This window comes from Williamsia sp. z34 (assembly GCF_059553395.1).
In genome coordinates this window covers 60,411-83,909 of sequence record NZ_JCANWW010000012.1, presented here as the reverse complement: position 1 = coordinate 83,909, position 23,499 = coordinate 60,411, and the positions used below count along the sequence as shown (strand labels likewise).

The 23,499-nt window shown below is 63.8% G+C and carries 25 protein-coding genes; 13 read left to right on the top strand and 12 right to left on the bottom strand.

Going from position 1 to position 23,499, the window contains the following annotated elements; translation table 11 throughout:
- Positions 1–4: 4 nt before the first annotated feature.
- Positions 5–763, bottom strand: a complete 759-nt coding sequence (locus tag AC51GT_RS23330; RefSeq protein ID WP_496330323.1) for an SDR family NAD(P)-dependent oxidoreductase — start codon at positions 761–763, stop codon at positions 5–7.
- On the bottom strand, positions 760–1,524 hold the full coding sequence (locus AC51GT_RS23325; RefSeq protein WP_496330322.1) for an SDR family NAD(P)-dependent oxidoreductase: 765 nt from the start codon (positions 1,522–1,524) through the stop codon (positions 760–762). The genes AC51GT_RS23330 and AC51GT_RS23325 overlap by 4 nt, the downstream gene beginning before the upstream one ends.
- A 52-nt stretch (positions 1,525–1,576) precedes the next feature.
- Between AC51GT_RS23325 and AC51GT_RS23320 the strand changes: the two genes are divergently transcribed.
- The 3 genes from AC51GT_RS23320 to meaB are packed head-to-tail and all read left to right on the top strand — an operon-like array spanning position 1,577 to position 5,070.
- Entirely contained in the window at positions 1,577–3,022 is a 1,446-nt protein-coding gene (locus AC51GT_RS23320; protein ID WP_496326446.1) for a class I adenylate-forming enzyme family protein, read from the top strand.
- The gene (locus AC51GT_RS23315) at positions 3,015–4,154 is read left to right on the top strand and encodes a thiolase family protein (RefSeq protein WP_496326447.1); all 1,140 of its coding nucleotides are present in this window, start codon (positions 3,015–3,017) and stop codon (positions 4,152–4,154) included. The genes AC51GT_RS23320 and AC51GT_RS23315 overlap by 8 nt, the downstream gene beginning before the upstream one ends.
- Before the next feature lie 28 nt (positions 4,155–4,182).
- Complete coding sequence (gene meaB, locus AC51GT_RS23310; protein ID WP_496330321.1) at positions 4,183–5,070, top strand: methylmalonyl Co-A mutase-associated GTPase MeaB; 888 nt, start codon at positions 4,183–4,185, stop codon at positions 5,068–5,070.
- Here meaB and AC51GT_RS23305 read toward each other — a convergent pair.
- The 3 genes from AC51GT_RS23305 to AC51GT_RS23295 are packed head-to-tail and all read right to left on the bottom strand — an operon-like array spanning position 5,051 to position 7,688.
- The gene (locus tag AC51GT_RS23305) at positions 5,051–6,094 is read right to left on the bottom strand and encodes an NAD(P)H-dependent amine dehydrogenase family protein (RefSeq protein WP_496330320.1); all 1,044 of its coding nucleotides are present in this window, start codon (positions 6,092–6,094) and stop codon (positions 5,051–5,053) included. The two genes, meaB and AC51GT_RS23305, sit on opposite strands and share 20 nt — an antisense overlap.
- A gap of 48 nt (positions 6,095–6,142) precedes the next feature.
- Positions 6,143–6,985, bottom strand: coding sequence for an acyl-CoA thioesterase (locus AC51GT_RS23300; RefSeq protein ID WP_496326450.1), 843 nt, complete (start codon positions 6,983–6,985; stop codon positions 6,143–6,145).
- Positions 6,986–7,028: 43 nt separating this feature from the next.
- Positions 7,029–7,688: a TetR/AcrR family transcriptional regulator gene (locus AC51GT_RS23295; protein WP_496326451.1), complete on the bottom strand. Its 660-nt coding sequence runs from the start codon at positions 7,686–7,688 to the stop codon at positions 7,029–7,031.
- Positions 7,689–7,890: 202 nt separating this feature from the next.
- On the opposite strand from AC51GT_RS23295, the gene AC51GT_RS23290 reads away from it, so the two are divergent.
- The 4 genes from AC51GT_RS23290 to AC51GT_RS23275 all read left to right on the top strand — a co-directional run bounded on the left by AC51GT_RS23290 (position 7,891) and on the right by AC51GT_RS23275 (position 11,606).
- Positions 7,891–8,892, top strand: coding sequence for an acyl-CoA dehydrogenase family protein (locus tag AC51GT_RS23290; RefSeq protein WP_496330319.1), 1,002 nt, complete (start codon positions 7,891–7,893; stop codon positions 8,890–8,892).
- On the top strand, positions 8,876–10,051 hold the full coding sequence (locus AC51GT_RS23285) for an acyl-CoA dehydrogenase family protein (RefSeq protein WP_496326453.1): 1,176 nt from the start codon (positions 8,876–8,878) through the stop codon (positions 10,049–10,051). The genes AC51GT_RS23290 and AC51GT_RS23285 overlap by 17 nt, the downstream gene beginning before the upstream one ends.
- Before the next feature lie 4 nt (positions 10,052–10,055).
- Complete coding sequence (locus AC51GT_RS23280; protein WP_496326454.1) at positions 10,056–10,841, top strand: enoyl-CoA hydratase; 786 nt, start codon at positions 10,056–10,058, stop codon at positions 10,839–10,841.
- Between the two features lie 249 nt (positions 10,842–11,090).
- The gene (locus AC51GT_RS23275) at positions 11,091–11,606 is read left to right on the top strand and encodes an MTB12 C-terminal domain-containing protein (protein ID WP_496326455.1); all 516 of its coding nucleotides are present in this window, start codon (positions 11,091–11,093) and stop codon (positions 11,604–11,606) included.
- Between the two features lie 72 nt (positions 11,607–11,678).
- On the opposite strand, the gene AC51GT_RS23270 is transcribed toward AC51GT_RS23275, so the two are convergent.
- Genes AC51GT_RS23270 through AC51GT_RS23240 form a run of 7 tightly spaced genes read right to left on the bottom strand, consistent with a single transcriptional unit; the run spans position 11,679 to position 17,351 of the window.
- Positions 11,679–12,494 (bottom strand): acyl-CoA dehydrogenase family protein, encoded by an 816-nt coding sequence (locus AC51GT_RS23270; RefSeq protein WP_496330318.1) that lies wholly within the window; start codon positions 12,492–12,494, stop codon positions 11,679–11,681.
- Position 12,495: 1 nt separating this feature from the next.
- Entirely contained in the window at positions 12,496–13,626 is a 1,131-nt protein-coding gene (locus tag AC51GT_RS23265; protein ID WP_496330317.1) for an acyl-CoA dehydrogenase family protein, read from the bottom strand.
- Positions 13,623–14,039 (bottom strand): nuclear transport factor 2 family protein, encoded by a 417-nt coding sequence (locus AC51GT_RS23260; protein WP_496330316.1) that lies wholly within the window; start codon positions 14,037–14,039, stop codon positions 13,623–13,625. The genes AC51GT_RS23265 and AC51GT_RS23260 overlap by 4 nt, the downstream gene beginning before the upstream one ends.
- Positions 14,026–15,237 (bottom strand): metal-dependent hydrolase family protein, encoded by a 1,212-nt coding sequence (locus tag AC51GT_RS23255; RefSeq protein ID WP_496330315.1) that lies wholly within the window; start codon positions 15,235–15,237, stop codon positions 14,026–14,028. Before AC51GT_RS23255 ends, AC51GT_RS23260 begins: the two co-directional genes overlap by 14 nt.
- Before the next feature lies 1 nt (position 15,238).
- On the bottom strand, positions 15,239–15,565 hold the full coding sequence (locus tag AC51GT_RS23250; RefSeq protein WP_496326460.1) for a hypothetical protein: 327 nt from the start codon (positions 15,563–15,565) through the stop codon (positions 15,239–15,241).
- Entirely contained in the window at positions 15,546–16,817 is a 1,272-nt protein-coding gene (locus AC51GT_RS23245; protein ID WP_496326461.1) for an aromatic ring-hydroxylating oxygenase subunit alpha, read from the bottom strand. The genes AC51GT_RS23250 and AC51GT_RS23245 overlap by 20 nt, the downstream gene beginning before the upstream one ends.
- Positions 16,818–16,820: 3 nt before the next feature.
- Positions 16,821–17,351: a carboxymuconolactone decarboxylase family protein gene (locus AC51GT_RS23240; RefSeq protein WP_496326462.1), complete on the bottom strand. Its 531-nt coding sequence runs from the start codon at positions 17,349–17,351 to the stop codon at positions 16,821–16,823.
- A gap of 464 nt (positions 17,352–17,815) precedes the next feature.
- Between AC51GT_RS23240 and AC51GT_RS23235 the strand changes: the two genes are divergently transcribed.
- Genes AC51GT_RS23235 through AC51GT_RS23210 form a run of 6 tightly spaced genes read left to right on the top strand, consistent with a single transcriptional unit; the run spans position 17,816 to position 23,445 of the window.
- Complete coding sequence (locus tag AC51GT_RS23235) at positions 17,816–19,186, top strand: ABC transporter substrate-binding protein (protein ID WP_496330365.1); 1,371 nt, start codon at positions 17,816–17,818, stop codon at positions 19,184–19,186.
- Complete coding sequence (locus AC51GT_RS23230; protein ID WP_496326463.1) at positions 19,186–21,366, top strand: branched-chain amino acid ABC transporter permease; 2,181 nt, start codon at positions 19,186–19,188, stop codon at positions 21,364–21,366. The genes AC51GT_RS23235 and AC51GT_RS23230 overlap by 1 nt, the downstream gene beginning before the upstream one ends.
- The gene (locus tag AC51GT_RS23225; protein WP_496326464.1) at positions 21,344–22,060 is read left to right on the top strand and encodes an ABC transporter ATP-binding protein; all 717 of its coding nucleotides are present in this window, start codon (positions 21,344–21,346) and stop codon (positions 22,058–22,060) included. Before AC51GT_RS23230 ends, AC51GT_RS23225 begins: the two co-directional genes overlap by 23 nt.
- Complete coding sequence (locus AC51GT_RS23220; protein ID WP_496326465.1) at positions 22,057–22,764, top strand: ABC transporter ATP-binding protein; 708 nt, start codon at positions 22,057–22,059, stop codon at positions 22,762–22,764. The genes AC51GT_RS23225 and AC51GT_RS23220 overlap by 4 nt, the downstream gene beginning before the upstream one ends.
- The gene (locus tag AC51GT_RS23215) at positions 22,761–23,165 is read left to right on the top strand and encodes a hypothetical protein (RefSeq protein WP_496326466.1); all 405 of its coding nucleotides are present in this window, start codon (positions 22,761–22,763) and stop codon (positions 23,163–23,165) included. Before AC51GT_RS23220 ends, AC51GT_RS23215 begins: the two co-directional genes overlap by 4 nt.
- Complete coding sequence (locus AC51GT_RS23210; protein WP_496330314.1) at positions 23,131–23,445, top strand: hypothetical protein; 315 nt, start codon at positions 23,131–23,133, stop codon at positions 23,443–23,445. Before AC51GT_RS23215 ends, AC51GT_RS23210 begins: the two co-directional genes overlap by 35 nt.
- Positions 23,446–23,499: the final 54 nt, after the last annotated feature.

Genomic DNA, 23,499 nt, shown 5'->3' with positions numbered 1-23,499 from the left:
TGTGTCAGGACCGGGGGATCAGCGTTTCCGAGCGCTGGATCGTCCCGGTGATCCCGGTCGAATCCTGCTGCGCGAGCAGCAGTGCCGCCTGACCCATGGTCTCCGGGGGCTCGATCGCCTCCGGTGGGATCTTCTGTCCGCCACCGGCGGCGGCCCACCCTTCGGTGAGCACCACCCGCGACGGGCTCAGGCAGTTGACCGCGATGTTGTCGGTCTTCAGGTCGGACGCGAGCCCGAGGTAGAGCCGTTCCACCGCGGCCTTCGACACCCAATACGCGTTCGAGCCGCGATCGATCATGTCGACACCGGTCGTCGTGACGGCGATCAGTGATCCGCCGCCCCGCGCCCGCAGGTGCGGGATGACGGCCTGGGTCATCAGGAAGACACCCGTCAGGTTGACGTCGAGACACAACTGCCACCGTTTGAGCGGTGTCTTCTCTATCGGGCCGAGCCAGAGTACGCCCGCGTTGGCGACCAGGATGTCGATGCCACCGAACTCGGCGACGGTCTTCTCGACCGCTGTTCCGATCGATGCCTCGGAGGTGACATCACAGGGCACCGGGATCGCCCAGCCACCCCCGGCGGTGATCCGCTCGGCGACGGAGTGGATGGTGCCCGGGACCCGACCCTCTGCCTCGGATCGCGCCGCGACGGCCACGGAGGCGCCCGCATCCGCGAGCGCCACCGCGATGGCCGCACCGATGCCCCGGCTGGCGCCGGCGACGAATGCGACCTTTCCGTCGAGCGGCCTTCCGTCGGTCACTTCGGCGGGAACCGCAGTGCGCCGTCGAGGCGGATGACGTCACCGTTGAGATAGTCGTTCTCGACGATCGCGGCGACGAGTGCGGCGTACTCGGTGGAACGGCCCATGCGCTTGGGGTGGGGAACCTGCGGGCCCCAGTAGGCCTCCAGCTGGTCGGCGGCCTTGCCGTACGCGGGGGTGTTGATGGTGCCGGGGGCGATGGCCATCACGCGGATGCCGAGGGGCGAGAGGTCGCGCGCGGCGACCAGCGTCATGCCGATCACGCCACCCTTGGCGGCTGCGTAGGGGAGCTGGCCGATCTGACCCTCGTAACCGGCGATCGAGGCGGTGTTGATGATGACGCCACGGGTGCCCTCGTCGAGCGGCTCCTGCCGGGCGATCGCGGCCGCGGCGAGGCGGGTCACGTTGAAAGTCCAGGTCAGGTACGAGCTGATCGTCTTGGTGAAGGCCTCGAGTTCCATCGGGCTGCCGTCTTTGCCGACCAGTCGGCCGCCGCCGGCGGGACCACCGTGGCAGTCCACGGAGACGCGCAGCGGGCCCAGGGCTTCGGCTTCGGCGATCGCCGCATTGACCGAGGCCTCATCGCTGGCGTCCGTGTGGACGTAGCGGATACCCAGCTCGTTCTCGAGCGCTTTGCCTTTTTCGTCGGCCACGTCGGCCACCACAACCTTTGCGCCTGCGGCGTGCAGACGACGCACGGTTGCCTCACCGAGTCCACCGGTGCCTCCGACGACGATGGCGGAACTGCCACTGATTTCCATGGGGTTTCCCTTCTTGCAATTGACGATCTCAGTCTGAGAGAATCATGTTCTCATGAATATCACGATGATCTTGGAAATGGCAGCGTCGGCGGACGATCGAGCCGTCGTGACAGCCGGTGGCCGAACCAGCACCGCCGGACAGATGTTGGACCTCGCACGCCGGGCGGCGACGAGATTCACCGAGTACCCGGCGGTTCTGTACTCCGGGATCAACCACTTGGCGTATCCGGTTGCCCTGTTCGGCGCCGCGATGGCCGGTGTTCCGTTCGTGCCGCTCAACTACCGGCTCGGACAGGCGCAGTTGACCGCTCTCCACGAGCGACACCCGGGTGCGCTGGTGCTCGACCAGGACGACCTCGATTCCTGGATCGACTCCCTCGAGAGCAGCGTGCCCATGGACGATGCCGACCGGCCTGCTGCGCACTACGACGGAGATGCCGTCGCGGTGATCATCTACACCAGTGGAACCACCGCCGCGCCGAAGGCGGCGATCCTGCGCCACCGGCACCTGTTGGCCTACGTGCTCAACACGATCGAATTCTCTTCTGCCTCGCCGGAAGATGCGACTGTGGTCGCGGTGCCGCCGTACCACATCGCGGGTCTGACCAATCTGCTGTCGAATCTCTACAGCGGTCGGCGGATCGTGTACATCGACGCCTTCGAGCCGCGGGCGTGGATCGAGACGGTGCGGCGCGAAAAGGTCACCCACGCAATGGTCGTGCCCACCATGCTGGCCCGCATCGTCGATGCGACCACCGAGGCGGATGCGGGCCAACCGTTCCTGAAGAGCCTGGCCTACGGGGGTGCGCGTACGCCCCGTCCGGTGATCGAGCGTGCGCTCGCGCTGTTCCCGGACACCAACTTCGTCAACGCCTACGGCTTGACCGAGACCGCCTCGTCGATCGCGGTCCTCGGACCGGACGACCACCGAATCGCTTTCGCCTCAACAGATCCCGAGGTACGGGATCGTCTGGGCTCCGTCGGGCAGCCATTGCCGGGAATCGAGATCGCGATCCGCGACGAAGAGGGGAACCCGACACCTGACGGTCAGACCGGGTTGGTGTTCGTTCGCGGTGAACAGATCTCGGGTGAGTACGGCGGCAAGAGTGTGCTCGACGACGAGGGCTGGTTCGCCACCCGCGACCTCGGCCATCTCGATTCGGGTGGCTACCTGTTCATCGAGGGACGCTCGGACGACACGATCATCCGGGGCGGTGAGAACATCGCCCCCGCCGAGATCGAGGACGTCCTGCACGATCACCCCGGCATCAGCGAGGCCGCAGTCATCGGTGTGCCCGATCCCGAATGGGGGCAGCGCCTCGTTGCCGTTGTCGTCGGCACCGGTGACGCCGACGAGATCAGGCAGTTCGTCCGGGATCGTCTCCGCTCGTCCAAGACCCCGGACGTGATCGTGTTCCAGAGTGAGCTCCCACGTACCGAGACCGGAAAGTTATTGCGCCGCAACCTTGTGGCAGAACTGGAGAACAACAATGCCTGAAGCCGTCATCGTATCGGCGTTGCGCACCCCGATCGGCACCGCTGTCAAGGGAAGTCTGCGCGATACCGACGCCTACGATCTCGCCGACCACGTGGTCAACGCTGCGGTCAGCACCCTGGACCCGGAACTGATCGACGATGTGGTCCTGGCCGAGGGGCTCTACGGCGGTGGCGTCATCGCCCGCCACGCAGCGATCACCGCCGGCCTGACCGAGGTTCCCGGCCTGGCGGTCAACCGGCACTGCGCGGCCAGCCTGTCGGCCGTGACCACCGCAGCCGGAAGCATCAAGTCCGGTATGGACCAGCTGATCCTGGCCGGTGGCGTGAACTCCGCCTCGACCTCACCGAAATCGAAGTTCCGGGTGGGGGAGGACTGGATCGAACCGTGGATGTCGCCGACCCACCCCGACCGTCCCGACGCCCCGAACCGCGATATGTCGATCACCGTCGGCTGGAACGCTGCGCAGAAGGCCGGCGTCACCCGCGAAGAGATGGATGCCTGGGCATACCGTTCACACATGAATGCCATCGCCGCGATCGACGAGGGCCGTTTCGATGACGAGGTCGTGCCGATCAAGACGGTCCACGGACTCTTCTCGGTCGATGAGCACCCGCGCCGCGCCACCAGCCTGGAAAAGCTGGCCTCCCTGAAAGTTCTGCACCCCGAGATCGAGGGATTTTCGATCACGGCGGGCAACTCCAGTGGTGCCAACGACGCAGCTGCGCTCCTGACGGTCGCCAGCAGTGACCTCGGATTGCCGGCGCTGGCGACGGTCCGTTCCTGGGCCTCGGTGGGTATCGATCCGGCGTTCACCGGTCTGGCCCCCGTCCAGGCGATCCCGAAAGCGCTTGCGCGAGCGGGACTGAAGGTCGGAGACGTCGATCTGTTCGAGATCAACGAGGCGTTTGCGGCGATGTGTGTCGCGACCATCAAGTTGCTCGACCTCAACCCCGACCTGGTCAACACCAGCGGCAGTGGTTGCTCGTTGGGTCACCCCGTGGCCGCCAGTGGTGCCCGCATGCTGACCACCCTCATCCACGACCTGCGTCGCCGCGGTGGCGGAATCGGTGTGGCGGCCATGTGTGCCGGTGGCGGTATGGGATCTGCTGTCGTGGTCGAGGTCCACGCGTGAGCTCGAGGGCTCACAGTCACTGTCACGCATGACAATTGATGAACTGATCATCGCGGCGCGGGCCGGATCGGAGCGGGCGACCGGCAAGTTGCTCACTCTGGTCGAGGGTCCGCGCCGCGATGAGGTACTGGCGGTGATCGGGTCGGCAAAGCCGCGTGTTGTCGGTCTGACGGGCCCGCCCGGCGCCGGGAAGTCGACCACCGTGGCAGCCCTGGTGACCGCCTATCGGCAGCGTGGTCTGAAGGTTGCGGTGCTCGCGGTCGACCCGTCGTCGCCGTACTCCGGCGGTGCGCTGCTCGGTGATCGCATCCGGATGGCCGCGCACATCAACGACACCGGAGTCCTGATCCGTTCCATGGCCACCCGTGGCCATCTGGGCGGATTGTCGGCTGCCGTCCCGGCGGCGATCAGGCTCCTGGGTGCGATCTCCTACGACCTGATCGTCCTCGAGACGGTTGGGGTCGGACAGTCCGAGGTCGAGGTGGCAGCCATCGCCGACCCGACCGTCGTGGTTCTCAATCCCGGTGCCGGAGATGCCATTCAGGCTGCCAAGGCAGGTCTGCTGGAAGTCGCCGACGTGCTGGTGGTGAACAAGGCGGACCGCGACGGTGCCGACCAGACCGTCCGTGACCTGCGGGCCGAATCCGGTGTCCCGATCCTCAAACTCATCGCCGTGCGTGGCGAGGGGATCGATGAGCTGGTGGACGTCATCGACGCACATCACCGTGATGACAACGCCGACCGGAAGTCCGCACGGGCCCGGGTGCAGATCCTGTCACTGGCCCAAACGCTGCTGCAGATGCATCCGGATCTGGGACCGCTGGCCGAAGCGGTGGCCGCGGGCCGAACCGACCCCTACGGCGCGGCCGAACAATTGATCGCCGCGCCCGCAGGGGTCAGCCCAATCTCGCAATGATCTGGGGTAGATCGGCGGTGGTACGGATACCGGCGGGGGCCGCGCAGACGTAGGGGACCGCATTGACCGCCCGGTTGGCGGTGTATCCCGGAGTGGTTGCGGCCATGTCTTCGGACCCGACGGTGAACTTGATGTCCATCACGAGCGGTGCGTCGCCCTCGACGGTTATCCGCCAGCCGGTGGCCAACAGATCCCAGTCCTGGTCGAAGTCGACCGAGCAGTACCAGTTGGCCCGGAACACGATGAGGGGCTCACCATCGCGCAGGCCGACCGCGCTGATCCGTTGAGCCGCCACGGTTCCCTTTTTGATCGTGCCGGCAGCGATCTCGATGTCCTTGGTGGCCAAGCCGATTTCGCCGCCCGCCTCGATCGAGTCGAGGGTCAGACCCAGCGCCTCGGCGGTCTGTCGCATCGAGGGCCCGAAGCTGGTCCGTGCGTGTTCGAGTCGAGCGTCGTTGAACTCAGCGGGTTCTTGTCCAAAGCCCATGATCCCGAAGAGCATCTCCGGCGAATTGCGTGACGTCAGATCGGCGTATTCGTCGATGGTGAGTTTGTCGAGACGCCGCTGGATGGACGTCACCGCCAGGGGTATGGCCTCGGTGCTGAATCCGGGACTGCTACCCGTGCTGTGGATGGAGGCGTTGCCTGCGCGGCAGGCGTCCTCCACCGCTGCCCGCAGTTGCGGATCCATGGTCGCGGGATGGTGGAACTCGCCACGGGTGGTGACGATGTTGATACCTGCGGCAAGTAGCTTGCACACCTCGTCGGCGTCGAGTGCGGCCGGCATGTACAGCACGCAGTCCGGTGCAAGCGCGATCACGTCGGTGATGTCATTGGTCGCGGTGACCCCGGTCGGGTCCAGACCTGCGAGTTCGCCTGCGTCCCGGCCGACCTTGTCGTCGCTGTGAACATGGACACCGGCCAAGGACAGTGCCGGGTGTTCGATGATCCCTCGTAGTGCTTTGGTGCCGATATTGCCGGTTGCCCACTGGACAACGCGGTTCGGTGCAGCATTGATCGCCATGTGTGCCCTCAGATCTGTTGTGAATCCAGGTGTTTCCACCGGAAGTGGTCAGGACTTGATGCGGACCATGGCTTCTTGCGCAAACGAGGCAACGAGCGCTCCGCTTTCGGTGAGGATGTCACCGCGACCGAACGTACGGGAATGTGCGACCAGCGGGCTGTGCTGACGCAGCAACAGCCACTCGTCGGTGCGGAACGGCCGGTGGAACCAGATGGTGTGCGAGGTGACCGCGGAATGGAACGCGGTGCCGTTGCCGATCTGGCTGTAGCCCTCCAGGGGGAGCAGCGCGGTGCCGATCAGTGTCAGGTCGGTGGCGTACGCGGCCAGTGCGGGTGCGAGCGCCGGGTCCACGGCGGGGGTACGCATCCAGAACTCGAACTCGGGCGCCGAGACGCCGGTGGAGTTCAGGTCACCTGCGGTCCGGGTCTCCCACGGGATGAGGTTGAAGTCGACGTCGTGGTCCGCGGACAGCAGGGGTGAGGGTGCTCCGATCTCCTGGAGCTCCGGGCCGTCTTCTGACACGTGCATCGACACGGCGGCCGACGCAATCACGCCGCGCGACTGATGTGCGGTGATCAGGAGGCTGGCGAACGTGCGTCCCTCTTGCTGGCGCACCACGTCGTAGGTGACGGGCTCGTCCGCCTGGCCCTCTTTGCTGAAGACGGAGTGGATCGATTTGATCGTCTTGCCCGGCGACGTCGCCAGTGCGGCCGCGATGAACTGGCCGAGGAGCTGACCGCCGAAAAGGCGGTGATATTCGAGATTCTGGTTCTGCCCCTCGAATACCGCGGCAGTCGTCCCGGGGCCCGGTTGCGGGGTATCGGAACTGTTGTCAGGGGTCAACTGCCGTACTTCGAGACAGCTGAGAAGGTCACTCCACATATCGGCCATTTACCGATTGTAAGCAGAATTCTTCAGCAGGAGAACAGCATTCTCACTTTTCGGAAGCGGAAAATCCCTTGGCGCAGAACTGCCAGACCTCGTCAGAGGTGATCGGCTGGACCGTGGTGTCGTCGGTGGCGCCGCTCGACTGCGCGATGAACATGACGGTTTGCATCGTCATCGCGGCCGTCCGCTTGGGATGGGCGTCGGGACGCAGCTCGCCGGCCTCGTGAGCGAGTTCCATCAACTCGGTGAACAGGGCGAGCAGGGGTGCGTGGGCGATCTTGACCTCGGCGGGGTGCGTCAGCAGCAGTTGCGGCGCGAAGTCGTTGAACAGCGGCCGCTTGGCGTTGGGATCGGGCCTGCAGAGCTCAAAGAGCAGCTGAACAGCGACTTGTAAGCGGGCCAGGGGATCGGTCTGCCCGGCGGCGGCGGCCCGGATCTGATCGGCGGACCGGCCCAGAGCATCTTCGAACAGGGCGAGCAAGAGTTCATGTTTGCCGTCGAACTGGAGATAGAAACTCCGCAGCGACTGGCGCGACCGGTCGACGACTTCCTGGACGGTGAACTCGGTTGTGCCTTTTTCGGTGATGATCGCCTGCGCGGCATCGAGGAACTTCTGGACGCGTTGCTCGGCGCGCAGCTTGGCGGTCTTGATCGAACGCTCGACCGCGCGCTGCTTCCATGCCGGCTCTTCGCTGGGACTGGTCACGACCTGATCGCTCCTGGGCCTTTGTCGGACGCTGGTCCGCGGCGAAGTGTGGAGAACATGGCTGGCACTCTACCGGACCTGAGCCCGGAAAAGTCCGTTCGGGATGCAAGTCACCAACACTTTCGAGATCGATACTAACCCTATGTGAGAATGATATTCTCATCATGTCGTGGAAACACGACGGAGAAGGAGGCCTGCCGGCATGCTGTTGGAGTTCGACTCGGACCAACGTCTATGGCGCGACACCATCCGCGGCGTGGTCGCGAAAGAGTGTTCCCCCGCGTTCATCCGGAGTGTCGTCGATGGCGGGGTCGATCCCGCACCGCTGTGGAAGCTCTACAACAAACTCGGGTGGACGGAATTGTCCGACCGCGCCGACGCCGTCGAACTGGCGATCGTGCTCGAGGAACTAGGCCGGGCCACCGACCCGACCCCGTACCTGGCCACGATGACGCAGTTCGCTCCACTGGCACCGGGATACAAACTCGACGGCGGGTCGGGTGCGGCCGTCTTCGGTGGGGTCAACGCTCGCCGTGAGGGCGCCGGATGGGTGCTCGACGGCACCGCCAAGCACATCCTCGACGGCGATCGTGCCGACCGGATCGCCGTCCTCACCCCGGCCGGAACGTTTGTCGTGCGGGGCGATCAGGTTCTCGCCACCCGTAGTGAGGTCTTCGACCCCGTCCTGCACATCGCCGAGGTCTCGTTCGTCGGGGTCCGGGCCGATGGTGCGGATCGCGCCGATGTCGATGTGTCCCTGGCGATGCCGGTGGCGTTGACCGGCCTGGCGCTGACGACTGTCGGTGCCTGCCAGCGGGTGCTGGACATGGTGCTCGAGCACGTCGCATCCCGACAGCAGTTCGGTGTCCCGATCGGTTCGTTCCAGGCGGTCAAGCACAAGGCCGCCGACATGCACGTGGCCATCGAACGAGCACGCGCCCTTGCCTATTTCGCCGCACAGACCATCGCGGCCGGCGACGACAAGGCCTGTGTGGTCGCGGCATCCATGGCGAAGGCCTCGGCCGGTGAGTGCCAGTCCCTGGTCTTCCGGCATGGCCTGCAGTTGTTCGGCGCGATGGGATTCACATGGGAGAACGACCTACAGTTCGCGCTCAAACGGGCGAAGTCCGGCGAACTGTTGCTCGGTGGCGCTGCGCAGCACCGTGCCCGCATCTTCGAGGAGCGACATGCAGTTGACATTTGATCCAGAGTTGGAGGCGTTCCGGCAGGAGTTCATCGCCTTCCTCGATGAGCATGTGCCGGCGGAGGCCGAGACCACCGAGCGTTCACATTCGAGTGCGGACATGCCGCAATGGGCCAGACGCTGGCAGCGGGTGCAGTTCGATCACGGATGGTTGCTGCCCGGAAACCCGCCGGAATTCGGTGGCCGGAACGCAACGATCCTGCAGCAGTACGTTCACCTGCGGGAGTTGTCGCGCCGCCGGATCTACCACAGTTTCAATCCGCAGGGTCTGGGGATCATCGCGGCATCGATCCTGTCGTTCGGTACCGAGGAACAGAAAAACCACTGGGCCGCCAGGATTCTGCGCGCCGAGATCACCGCCGCACTCGGGATGAGCGAACCGGGCGCGGGATCCGACCTGGCGTCGCTGCGCACCCGCGCCGTCCGCGACGGTGACCACTTCGTCGTCAACGGACAGAAGATCTGGACCTCCGGCGCTCACCATGCCGACGTGCTGCTGACATTTGTCCGGACCGATCCGGACGTACCGAAACACAAGGGGATCAGTGTTCTGCTGATACCGACCGACCTGCCCGGGGTCACCCGACGTCCGTTCGCGTCGGTCTGCCGGGCGGATGACACCGACTTCAACGAGGTGTTCTTCGATGACGTCCGGGTGCCGGCGGAAAACCTGATCGGGCCACTCAACGGTGGTTGGGGTGTGGCGTCCGGATCGCTTGGCCACGAGCGCAATCTGCTCTGGATGGGGTTCGCCGATCGCCTACAGGATCTCATCGGCGACTTCCGGCCCGCCACGGCCCTGGATCGTGACCGATACGCCACCCTTCTGATGGACGCCAAGGCCCTGAGTCTGCTCGGTTCGGCAGCGTTGGCCCGCACGGCTCGTGGTGAAGAGGATGTGGCCGCATTGTCGGTGCTGAAAGTGCTTGGTTCCGAGGCGGTTCAGTCGGCCTCCGAGGTCGCGCTGAATGCCGCCGGGGTCGACGGCCTGATCCATCCGGCCGTCAGCTCACCCCACATGCCCTTGAACAACGATGATTTCAGCGGAAGCTGGTTCGACCGGTACGCGCGGAGCTTTGCCGGGACCATCGCCGGCGGTACATCTGAGGTGCAACGCAACATCATTGCCGAGCGTGTGCTCGGACTACCGAGGGGATGAGACCATGACGTACATCGACTACGAGGTTGCCGACAAGATCGCAACGATCACGCTCAATCGTCCGGAAGCAGCCAACGCACAGAACGCCGCATTGCTCGACGAACTGGATGCGGCGTGGATGCGCGCGGCCGACGACCCCGAGGTCGTTGTCATCGTATTGCGTGCCGAGGGCAAGCATTTCTCGGCCGGCCACGATCTCAAAGGCGGCGGCCCGGTCCCGGACAAGATCACGCTGGAGTTGATCTATCAGAACGAGAGCCGTCGCTACCTCGAGTACTCGCTGCGGTGGCGCAACATCCCCAAGCCGTCGATCGCGGCGGTTCAGGGACGTTGCATCTCCGGTGGCCTGCTGCTGTGCTGGCCCTGCGATCTGATCGTCGCGGCCGATGATGCGCAGTTCTCTGACCCGGTGGTGTTGATGGGTATCGGTGGGGTCGAATATCACGGTCACACATGGGAACTCGGTCCGCGTAAGGCCAAGGAGATCCTGTTCACCGGCCGCCCGGTCACCGCGGTGGAGGCCGAGCAGGTCGGCATGGTCAACAAGGTGGTGCCGCGCGCCGATCTCGACGACGAGACGACGAAACTGGCTCGGCACATCGCGTCGATGCCGCCGTTCGGGCTGCGTCAGGCCAAGCGGGCGGTCAACCAGACCCTGGACGTCCAGGGCTTCTACGCGGCGATCCAGTCCGTGTTCGACATTCATCAGACCGGTCACGGAAATGCGCTGAGTGTCAACGGATATCCGGTCCTGGCGCGCCTCGACGAAATGAAGGCGAAGATCACTTAAGAGCGTTACGGTCACGACAGGTGTGGTGGTCAAAGGATCTTGGGAATACTGTTCTGCGGATTTCCTCGAATCCCTTCAGGGCCCTGCGAGAATGTCGTACGATCCTTCCGAGAATGCAATTATCAGTCTCAGTCGTCGTAGCGGGTGAGTGGTCGCACATGCGAAATCGCAAGTGCCCATTGATCGGCCGGAGACTTCAGCTTTGATTTCAGTGGCCGGAACCTCTGTCCACGAGAAAGGACTCACGCCATGCGTAACTCGATCGTCCGTAGGGCTCTCACGGCGGGCGCTTGCGCTGCTGTTCTGGTCGGCCTCGTTGCCGGCTGTAGCGATGACAGCGACGACAGCTCGTCGACGTCCAGCGCAACCACGTCCTCTGCCGCTGCCACCTCGAGTGCCGCAGCCGCCGCCGACCCGGCGACCACCGAGGCGATCACCGTCGCTTACGAGACCTTCTTCGACGGCCAGGCGCCGATCGAAGAGCGCACCAAGTACGTCGAGAATGCCGCGGTCTTCGGGCCGGTGCTGCAGGGCATGGTCGCAAACCCCCAGGCCGCCAACACCGGAGCTGTCGTCCAGGAAGTCACCCTCGATGGTGAGGACAAGGCGCTTGTCACCTGGGATCTGACCATGGACGGCAACCCCGTGCTGCCGGGCCAGAGTGGCGAGGCCGTGCTGGTCGACGGCAACTGGGTCGTTGCAGGCGTCACCTTCTGCACCGTCCTGGCCGTGCAGGGCTCCGGAGAAGCAATCCCGGGCTGCTAGACCGGATAGCTGAAACAAGAAGGGCCGGTATCTCTTACGAGATACCGGCCCTTCTTGTTCGGCGTGTTGCCTCTACAGGTCGACGAGGCGGGGTGCGTGACCCTGCTTGCGAATGATGGCGCCGGCCTCACGGGTGAGTTCCCGTGCACTGCCGAACAGACCGTCGAGGACCAGCACGCGTTTGATGTGGCGCTGCAGGTCGTGTTCTTCGGTGAATCCGATGCCGCCCAGGATCTGCTGGCAGTGCTTGCTCGCGGTGAGAGCAGCCTGTCCCGCTGCGGCTTTCGCCAGGATCGACCCCAGCTCGTCGGCCCGCTGCGTCTCCGGACCCGCAGCCGCGGCCGCGCCCGTTGCCGCCTGCAGTGTTGCCTCGGCGCCTTCGATTGCCACATAGGTTTCGGCGAGCTTGTGGCGAATCGACTGAAACCCGGCAACCGGCTTGCCGAACTGGGTGCGACTGAGGGCGTGTTCGCGGGCCAGGGACAGCATCGTCCGGCTCGTGCCGACCAGCCACCATCCGATCGCGCGTTGGGCGGCGGCCAGCGTGGCGACGGGCAGCGGGGTCCCGCTGCACGATCCGACCACCTCCAGCGGCAACTCCGGATCGACGGTGCTCGAGGTGGCACTGCTCTTGCGATGCCAAACAACCCAGGAACCGCCGGCAAACGGCAGTGGGATGTATTCGCCGATCACATCGTTGATGACCGATGCGTGCGCACCGGTCTCGCCGAGGAGCCGGAACACCATCGGCACAGCGATGTCCGGGATCTCGGCGAGCATCTCGTTCCAGCCGAGTGCGACCAGTGCGGCATCGAGCTCAGGGCCCGATGCGCCGGTCATTGCCTTGCGGAAAGTCTCTGTGAGCAAAAGGAGTTCGTCCTTGTCCATTTCACTCCTTCCCGAGATCGAGTAGTCGTCGCGCGATGATGTTGCGCTGAATCTCCGCGGTGCCGCCATAAATCGTCGCGGCACGCGAATAGAGGTATTCGATCCGCCATTCCGACTCCGAGAGCTCGATGGCGCCGGGGAGCAGGTCACGCGCGGTGTTGAACAGTTGCTGTTCGGCAGTGGCCAGCAGCACCTTGTCGACAGAGGTTTCGGGTCCCAGTTGGGCGCCGTCGGCCAGACGCTGCTGGGTCATCCGGGACCGGCAGCGAATGGTGTGCAGTGCCAGATAGGCGGAGCCGAGTTCGGCGTCGTCCGCCGCGGTCGCGATCGGAGCGGACTGGGTGAGCAAGCGGTCCAGTCGGGTGAACAGATATGCGATGCGATGCCAGAAGCAGGTCGAGCGTTCGTGGGGGAGAAGGTCCATCGCGACCCCCCAGCCGTCACCGGGCTTGCCGAGCATCCGGTCGGCCGGGACGACCACATTGTCGAAGTAGACTTCTGCGAACTCGTCGACCCCGTGCATCGTACGCAACGGCCGAACGGTGATACCGGGAGTGTCCATGTCGACGAAGAATGCGGTGATCCCGTTGTGGCCCGGACCTGTTCGCGTCAGCAGGACGCAACGGGAGGCGTACTGGGCCAGGCTGGTCCAGACCTTCTGCCCGGAGATCACCCAGTTGTCGCCCTCTTGTACCGCTTTGGTCGTCAAAGATGCGAGGTCGCTGCCCGAACCCGGTTCGGAGAATCCCTGGCACCACTGCTCGGCGCCGCTGAGCATCAACGGGACCATCTCCGCGGCCAGTTCCGGTGTCGCGTAGGACATCATCGTCGGCACGAGGACCTCGATCATGGAATACAGGCCCGGCTCGGCGAGATCGCGGATCGCGACCTCTTCGCCGAGGACCGCACGCAATTCTGCGGGACCTCCGAGACCACCGACCTCGGCGGGCCAGCCGTAGCGCATCCACCCCGCATCGAAAAGGGCCCGACGCACCCGATTCAACTGCTCGACCTGACCATCCAGAGAATGGTCGGGGCCTCCAGTCAGATCATTGGCGTCGAGCCATTCTCGAACAGCCGAGCGGAACTCGGCATTGGTCAATTGATCGCCGTTCACGTGATCGCCGTTCATGCACCCGGACGTTCGAATGCGTGCGGAATGCCCGAATCATGCTCGCCGCTGCGGCGGATGAAGGTCATTTTGCGGGTCTTGATCCGCCAGCCGGCTTCTGTGCGGACGTAGGTGTCGTTGTAGTAGCCGATCCGCATGTCGTGCGTTGCGTCGTGGACGAAACACAGTGGCTGCGTACCGGTTCCGGTGTCGCCGTCGATCTCGATCAACGGCATGCCGGTCATGAACAGGCCCTTGGGCGCGGCGGCGACCAGATCGGGGAACTGATCGAGTGGAAAGGCGTCACCAAACGCACTGTAGGTGCCGTCAGGGGTGAAGACGCTCACGACACCTTCGACGTCGTTCTGTGTCATCCGCACCGCATACCGGGCCAGCAGTTGCTGAAGCTCGAGCAGGTCATCATTTGTTGACATAGATCTTGCCGCCTTTCATCACGAACTTCACATTCTGGGTAACGGTGATGTCGTCCAAGGGGTTTCCGGGCAGACCGACGATGTCGGCCAGCAGGCCCTCGGCCAGCCGGCCGCGGTCGGTGACGTTGATCAGATCGGCGGCCACGGTGGTGGCGGCGCGCAAGACGGCCAGCGGGCTCATGCCCCGGTCGACCAGGGCGACGAGCTCGTCTGCGTTCTTGCCGTGAGGGATTGCGGGAGCATCGGTTCCGACGGCGATCTTCACACCGGCGTCGTAGGCCTTCTTCACGGAGATGCGGGCCTGCGGGAACATGATGGCCGCTTTGTCTTTGAGTTCATCGGGGGCATGGGAGATGTCCATGCCGTCGATCAACCGGGTCGTGGGGACAAGGAACGTCCCGTTGTCGACCATCATCTGAATCGCTTCGTCGTCGACGAGGAATCCGTGCTCGATGCAGTCGATTCCGGCCTTGATGGCGTTCTTGACGGCTTCGGCCCCGTGGGTGTGCGAGGCAACCCGCAGTCCACGGCGATGTGCCTCGTCGACGATCGCGCAGAGTTCATCGAATGAATAGTGCTGGGCGCCTGCAGTTCCGGTGTGCGACATGACGCCACCGGAGACACAAACCTTGATGAGCTGGGCGCCGTGCTTGATCTGGTACCGAACGGCCTTGACGACTTCGTCGACACCGTTGGCGATGCCCTCTTCGATGGTCAACTCGAGGACGCCGGGCATGAAGGCCGCGAACATCGTCGGGTCGAGGTGCCCGCCGGTGGGGGTGATCGCGTGTCCGGCGGGAATGATCCGGGGACCGTCGACCCAGCCGGCGTCAATGGCCTTGCCGAGGGCGACGTCGAGGAGATACCCACCGGTCTTGACGAAGAGACCGAGGTTGCGGACGGTGGTGAAACCGGCCCGCAGCGTGCGGCGGGAGTTACCCACGGCACGCAACATTCGTAGCGGCGGATCATCCTGGACCATGGATGCGACGGGCTTTTCGCCACGTCCTCCCATGAGCAGGTTGACTTCCATGTCCATGAAGCCAGGGACCAGGATCAGGTCACCGAGATCGGTGATTTCGCCTTCTGGAGTACCTCCTATTCCAACTATCCGTTCTCCGTCGATCCGGATTACTCCGGGTCGGACGATTTCGCCGGAATCGATGTCGAGTAGGCCCGCCGCTACGAGTGTTTGCATGTCAGAACACCGGCTGCTTCACGGTCTCGACCCACGCCGCACCGCTGTCGAGCACGCGGGGCTGCTTCCAGACCTCGATCGGGAACGACACCATGATGAGCGACTGCAACAGGTACATGAGTGCGCGGACGTCGTCCGGCAGTTCGTACAGATCGAACTTGTCGCAGTAGTCGAGCGCGGCTTCGATGCGCTCCATGCCGGCGTCGTAGAACTCCTGCATCTCGTCCATCGAAGAGTCGAGACGCTTTGCGTAACGCTCCTGCTCGGTGGCCAGGATCCAGTCAGAGAACTTCTCTAGATCAGCGAAATCACTTGGTAGCTGTGGCATTTTTGTGCTCCCTTACTTCGTCTTTGACCACTTTGTGGAGGTGGCGGAGGAGGATTTCCTGGTCGCAGAGCGGGAAGTCGCTGACCGTCTTGGTGGCGAGCATCGTCTGCGTTGCTTCGAGGGTGTTGGCGTCCTGGAACGCATACTCCTTGAAGGTGACCGCGGCGAGTTCCTGTGCCAGGCGCTCACGCGGGGTTTTGGCGGGCACGAAGTAGAGATTGGCCTCGAAGACGTGCTGGTTCACCGCGGTGGGCCAGTAGTGGTACGTCAGGTACCAGCCCGGCGCCCAGAACAGCAGCGACATGTTCGGGAAGAACTCGAACTCGTCGATGCCCCATGGCTTTGCCTTGCCGGGGTTGATGCCCTCGGGGAGCGGATCGAGGCCCTCGATGTCGGGACGATCCCACGGTCCGAACAGGCCGCTTCGCAGGGCGCGCTCGATCGGCTTGACCATGTTCAGGTCCTTGGGCGGCGACATGCCTCCCCAGGTGGAGATCATCGAGTGCGGAGTGTCGATGTCGTAGTGCAGCGCCTCGAAGCCGTGGTGCAGCAACTTCTCGGCTTCTTCCTTGGTCGCCTGCTTCTGGTGCAGCACAGGAGCGTGGTAGAACTCGGCGAAGGCGTCGATGAACAGCTTCCAGTTGCTGTTGATCGTCGACTTGTAGCTGTAGACCTCGGTCATCTCATGGAACGGGTAGCCCTCGACGCCCTTGGCGAGCCGGCCGAGGTACTCATCCAACGGCTTGGCGTCGTTGTCCATGTTGACCCAGATGAAGCCTTCCCAGACATCACAGTTGACCGAGACCAGGCCGTAGTCGTTCTTGTCCAGGTCGAAGAACTCGCCCTCCTGCTGGACGAAGGTCAGGTCGCCTTCGAGGCTGTAGCGCCACGCGTGGTACTTGCAGGTGAACTGGCGGCAGGTACCCGAGGTCTCTTCGTTCGGGAAGTCGTTCCAGACCAGCTTGTTGCCGCGGTGACGGCAGACGTTGTGGAAGGCACGGACCTTGCCCTCGGAATCACGCACGATGATGAGCGAGGTTCCCAGAGCCGCGATTTCGCGGGTGAAGTAGTTGCCCTTGCGGGGGATGCGCTCCACGCGTCCGATGTTGACCCACTTCTTCTTGAAGATGGCGTCAATCTCGCCCTGGTAGAACTCGGGGTCGGTCGAATCCGAGTAATCAACCGGTGCGGTGCCGAGTTCCGGCCAGTGCTCGGTCCAGCTGCCTGCAGCTGGTTTTTCAAAGTGGGCCATGATTTACCTTTCCTGTTCGAGCTGTACGTCAAAAGTGTTGATAGCCATTGCGAGCATTCGATAGGACCCGACCGTGAAGACGAGATCCATCCGCTGCTTTTCGTCGAGGTGGTCGGACAGTTCCGCCCAGGTCTCGTCAGAGATTCGAGAGTGCTGATTCAGTTCATCGACTGAGCGCAGGGCCACGCTGTCGAAGTCGTTGAGTCCCTCGCCGCGGGCTGCTGCGGAGATCTCTTCCGGGGTCAAACCCGCCTGCTTGCCGAGCTCGATGTGGTGGTGCGCCTCGTAGTCGCAGTTCGCGACGGTTGCGATCCGCAGGATCATCAGTTCGCGGAGGCGTGCCGGCAGGGTCGAGTTGAACAAGATGTAGACATTGAAGCCGAGGTACGCCTGTGTCAGGGCTGGATGCCGTACCAGGGTGGCGAGGATCGTCCCGGCGTTCTCCGGATTCCTGCGCCACTTGGGCAACATGCCTTTCAGGGCAGTGTCGACGGTCTCGTCCCATTGGTCCGCGGGTAGCGGGGGCAGACGCATCCACCACCTCCTCTCATTCAGTCGGAGAATCACGTTCTCACTTTCGAATACCTAGATTTCCATGAACCGCTCGGTTAGTCAATCCTGCCGAAGAATTCCCTGACTCGGGTGGTCCTGGGGGCTGTGATGGGTGGTTTGGTCCGTCTGCGGGGTCCTTGACTTGGCCACTTCCGTGAGCGTCTGGTCGCCTGGGCCGCTCACCAGGATAAATGGGCGGAGGGCGGTCCGCCGGGTGCATATCTTGTCCGGTTTGCCGATGGTCACAGTTTCAGTAAGGTGTGACCTGCATCCTACAAAATCTTGATTCTTCAAATGGGAGAAGCTAGTTTCCTACTAGCGGAAGCGTCACAGCCCACGGCGTGCAAATCCATCCGCTGTGGGCAGGGTCCACAACCCGTCTCGGATCTCCCTAATCCGAAGACGGAACGGACGTAGTCGAGAGGAACAATGTGAAACCACAACGCATGCTGATCGCCTTGATGGCGGTCACGGTGCTCATTGCCGGCTGTAGTGGCCGAGACAGCAGTGAAACCGGGGCCGAAGAAGGTGGGGGCGGTGGCACGACTGCGGCCGCCGCCGCATCGGGCGAATTCGGTGACCTGTCCGACGTCTGCACGTCGGGGTCGCCGAAGGGCTCCACGGCGCAGGGGGTCACCGACTCAGAGATCAAGGTCGGGGTGTTCTCCGATGTGGGCTTCACCAAGAACTCGGAGTTCGTCGACGCGGCCAAGGTGTTCACCTCGTGGTGCAACGACCTCGGCGGTATCAACGGCCGCAAGATCGTCGCCAACACCCGGGACAGCAAGCTCATGGAGGTGCGCCAGCAGATGATCGCTGCATGCCGTGAGGACTTCGCCCTCGTCGGTGGCGGCAGCGCACTCGACGGGCTCGGCGTCAAAGAACGCCTGAACTGCACGCTTCCGAGCTTCCCGGCCCAGACGTCGCAGACTCAGTCGGTGGGTGCAGAACTCGAGATCTCGGCCGATCCGGCCCTGACACCGGGCTACGACCCGTACTACGCGTTCCGGAGCTGGCTGATCAACGAGGCCCACCCCGATTCCAAGGGTGCGGTCGGCATCATCAACGGCGACTCGCCCGTGACGAAGGTTCTCGGCGAACAGGCCGTAGAAGCCACCACCGCGGCAGGCGGCACACTGGTCTACAACGACCTGTACCCGGCAATGGGTGTTTCGGACTGGACTCCGTACGCGCAGTCCATGAAGAGCAAGGGCGTCAAGGGCCTCATCTTCTACGGTGACTACAAGCAGCTGGCCAAGCTCGAGAGTGTGCTCACCAGTATCGACTACAAGCTCGACTGGATCGATACCAACAACAACGCCTACGGCGACCAGTTCATCGAGCTCGCCGGCACTTCTGCCACCGAGCAGAACAACTACCTCGACCTCACCGGCAATGCGCCGATCGAGAGCGATGTTCCCGCGATGGAGAAGCTCAACGAACTGTGGGCGAAGTACTCTTCGGACACCCAGATAACCCTGCCGGCGATCCGCGCGATCTCCTCGTGGTTGCTCTTCGCCAAGTCCGCTGCAGCCTGCGGTGAAGATCTCACCCGGACCTGCCTGGTGGATACAGCCAAGAGTGAAACCGCCTGGACCGGAGGTGGATTGCACGCTCCGGTGAACATCTCGTCACCCACTCCGCCGAACGGCTGCTTCAACGTACAGAAGACAACTGCCGATGGTTGGGAGTCTGTGGACATCGGTGCTGCCGACGGCGAGTTCTACCGCTGCGAAGAGCCCTACAAATACACCAAGGATTACGGAGCCCCGATGACCCTGGCCGATGTTGGTAAGAGCATGAGTGATGTGAAGTAATGGACCAATTCCTCACCTTCGGGATCGTTGGACTGACGACCGCTGCGATCTACGCAGTGATCGGCAGCGGTCTGGTACTCACGTACACGACCACCGGCGTCTTCAACTTCGCGCATGGCGCGGCAGGCATGTTCGCCGCGTTCACGTACTGGCAACTCTCCATCGGATGGGGTGTGCCGGTATGGCTCTCGCTGATCATCATTCTCGGTGTCCTGGCACCGGGGTTTGCGATCCTTGTCGAACTGGCGATGCGCCCGGTCCAACGATTGGGTGAGGCAGAGAAAATGGTGATGACGATCGCTCTGTTGAGCGGTCTGATCGCCCTGGCCCGGTGGGTGTGGGATCCGAACGACGCCAAGTCGATTCCCCGGTTCTTCGCCGACCAGTCTCCGATACACATCGGTTCGGCCACCATCACGTGGCATCAGATGGTGACCATGTTGGTGGCGATTGCAGTGGCGATCGGCCTGCGGGTGTTGATGTTCAACACCCGTATCGGCACCGAGATGCGGGCAACCGTGGACGACAGGGGACTGGTCGGCCTCACCGGAGCGAATCCGGTGCGGGCCAACCGGGTGGCGTGGATCCTGGGCACCGAGCTGGCGGCGATCGGTGGCATCCTGATCGCCTCGATGGTGGCCCTCGATGCGATGCAGCTCTCGTTGCTCATCATCAGTGCCTACGCCGCAGCGATTTTCGGGCGGCTCAAGAGCTTGCCGATGACCTTCGTCGGCGCGATCGTGGTCGGCTGCATGGAGGCCTATCTCGCCGGCTACCTGCCACAGAACGAGTACCTCCCGGGTCTGCGTCTGGCAGCGCCTGCGCTCCTGTTGCTGTTGGCACTGCTGTTGTTCCCGCACGGCCGGCTCCGTGGCCGCGACCGGCGCCTGACCAAGGTCCCGTTGCCGACCGTGCGTGGCACCGTGATCTTCGGTGTGGCGATCGTCGTGTTCGCGGTGGTCCTGACGACAGTCCTCAGTGAGGGTGATCTGATCAGCTTCGGCTTGATCTTCCCGATGAGTATCATCGCTCTCTCGTTCGTCCCGCTCGCAGGCTTTGCCGGCCAGATCTCGTTGTGCCAGTTGACGATGGCCGGTATTGGTGCGGCTGCCTGCGCCTACTTCGGTGGCAGCGGGCAGTGGTGGGCGCTCATCGCCACGGTGCTGGTGTCGGCGATCGCGGGTGCGATCGTCGCGATCCCGGCGCTCCGGCTCTCGGGGGTGTATCTGGCCCTGGGAACAGCGGCGTTCGCGGTGATCATGGATCGCTGGATCTTCACCCTCCCGGCGTTCAACGTCTTCGGTGCGGAGATCACGATCTTCGACCAGGGTTCGGTGGAGTTGGTGGGGCCCAACCTGTTCGGATTCCATTTCGACACCACGGCCCGCATCACGATCCTCTCGGCGATCTTCCTCGCCCTGGCGACACTCGTCGTGGCACTGGTTCGCCGGAGCCGTTACGGCCGCAGGCTCATCGCGCAACGTGACAGCGAGGCGGCCTACGCCACGCTCGGCGGCAATCTGCTGACCGCAAAGGTTGCGGTCTTCGCACTCGGTGCCGGCATCGCCGGTCTCGGCGGCGCCCTGTACGGGATGCAACTGCAGTCGGTCACCGCAGATCAGTTCAACTTTGTTGCCGGACTGCCGCTGTTCCTGATCGCGACCATCGCGGGTCTGGGCTCGGTGGGCGCCGGGTTCTTCACCGGATTCATGCTGGCCGGTCCGTTTGTCGCAGTGGTGATGATCTGGCCGGATTCCGCCGATCTCGTCCAGGTGATCCCGGGTCTGGCGGGTATCGCCTTCGCCGGCGGAATCCTGAGTTCGGGTGCGATCCCGCAGATGCGCAAGCAGTGGGATCCGATCTTCGCCGATCGCATTGCGGTGTCGGCATTCCTGAGCTGGTTCGTGCTGCTCTGGGCACTGCGACTCGGCGACGTGTTCGATGGCTGGATCTTCTTCTTCGGGATCGTCGCCGGAGTGATTGCCCTGCAGGTCTGGGCGGCGCTCAAGCCCGCCCCGATCATCGATCCGGACGATCCGGAATTCCCGAATTCGGACACTTTGGGCTCAGATGGGTCGATTGTGGATGAAGACATCCCGGTCGAGTGGTGGGGGCTCAAGCGCCCGTGGCGCGCCGAGGACGAGGAGGTGTTGGACCATGCCATTGCAACTCGAGGTTAGTGGCGTGACGGTGGCCTTTGGTGGCCACCGGGCGCTGGAAGACGTTGCGCTGTCGGCGGAGGCCGGCAAGATCACCGGCTTGATCGGGCCGAACGGTGCCGGCAAGAGCACACTGTTCGACGTGGTCACCGGGCTGCGTAAGCCGGTGACCGGCACGGTGGTGATGGATGGCCATGATGTGACGCGCGAAGGTCCCTCGAAGAGGGCCCGTCGTGGTCTGGCAAGGACGTTCCAGCGACTGGAACTGTTCGGGCGCTTGAGCGTTCGCGACAACCTGCTGGTTGCTGCGGAGCTCGGTCCCCATCGTCGCAACGCCACGGAGGTCGTCGACGAGATCGTCGAACGGCTCGGTCTGCAGGACATCGCCGACGTGAGTTCGGACGAGTTGCCAACGGGTATGGGACGTTTGGTGGAGGTGGCGCGAGCCCTCGCCGTCAAACCGAGTCTGTTGCTGCTGGACGAACCCGCGGCCGGGCAGGATCCCGAGGAGACGGAACGCTTCGCGCTCCTACTCCGTACGATCGCCGACCGCGGTGCGGCGATCCTGCTGGTCGAACACGACATGGAGCTGGTGATGGAAGTCTGTGACCAGGTGTTCGTGCTCGACCTCGGCAAGATCATCGCATCGGGTCCGCCCGATGTGATCCGTAAAGACGAAAAGGTTCTGGCTGCATACCTGGGGACGGAAGCATGACTCCAATGTTGGAACTGAGGGACGTCCGGGCGGCTTATGACGCCATCTCGGTCCTCCACGGCATCAATCTGAGCGTCTCCGCCGGACAGGTGGTCGCCCTGCTCGGACCGAACGGTGCCGGCAAGACCACGACGCTGAACGTGGCGGCCGGCAACCACCCGGTCAAATCGGGTCAGCTGATTCTCGGCGGACGAGACGCCACCGGAATGGCGTTGGGTGATGTGGCCCGCGCCGGTGTCTGCCTGATCCCCGAGGGTCGCGGCGTGTTCCCGAACCTGACGGTCCGGGAGAACCTGCAGATGATGACCTTCACCGGGCGTTCGCGCGCGGAGATCGAAGAGATCGCGTTCAGTCGCTTCCCGATTCTGGGCAAGCGGGCAACGCAGACCGCCGGCACGATGTCCGGCGGTGAGCAGCAGATGCTGGCCCTGTCCCGGGGTCTGGCAACCGATCCCGCGGTGCTGTTGCTCGACGAGTTGTCGATGGGGCTGGCGCCCCTGATCGTCGCCGAGCTCTATGAGCAGGTGGCGGAGATCGCCCGGCAGGGTGTCGCCGTACTGGTTGTCGAGCAGTTCGCGGCGGCCGTTCTCGACTATGCAGACCATGCCGCGGTGCTAGTCCGCGGACGGGTCGAACACCAGGGTCGTCCCGACGACGAATTCCGAAAAGAACTGGCAGCCCTCTACCTAGGAAGTTCCTCATGACCTCATCCGAATCCCGCGCCGATCGCTTCACCCGTGAGTTGTCCGAGCTGAAGATCGCCGATCCGGCCACCGGCCGGTCGCAGCTCTGGCTGCGCATCGGCCTCGCGCTGATGGTGATCGGCCCGGTGCTGGCGATCATCGCCTACTTCATGTCGCATGGCACCGCGAGTCCGCTCGAGCAGCGCGATGCGATCGTCATCGCACTGATCGGTATCTCGCTGGCTGTTGTCGGGTCGGCGGTGTTCTTGCGCTACTCCCTCACGGAGTTCCTGCGGTTCTGGCTGGCCCGGCAGGCGTTCGACTTCAGCAACCTCTCCGAACAGCTCTCTCCCAACGATAAGGTTCTCGTCGAAAAGGATGTACACGATGACTCAGCAAAGCACGCCGTTGCGCCCCGGTGATCAGCTGGCAAGTACCAGCTGCGCGACCCGCGTCGTGGTGGTGAAGGCGCCGGCCTCGGACGTGGTGGTCGCCTGCGGCGGCGCACCGATGGTGCCCGCTGCCACCGCGGCGAAGATCGCCGGTGACGGCAGCTCTCCGGTAACACTTCTCGGAAAGCGTTATGTCGACGCGGGTGACACGATCGAGTTGCTCTGCACGTCCGCGGGCACCGGGTCGTTGAGCGTCGATGGCGCCGAACTGAGTATCAAGAGCCCCAAGCCGCTGCCCGCTTCTGACTGATCGGGTAACTGAGCGCCAGAATGTCGTCGTCGCGGGGGGTCGGAATCCGGCCTC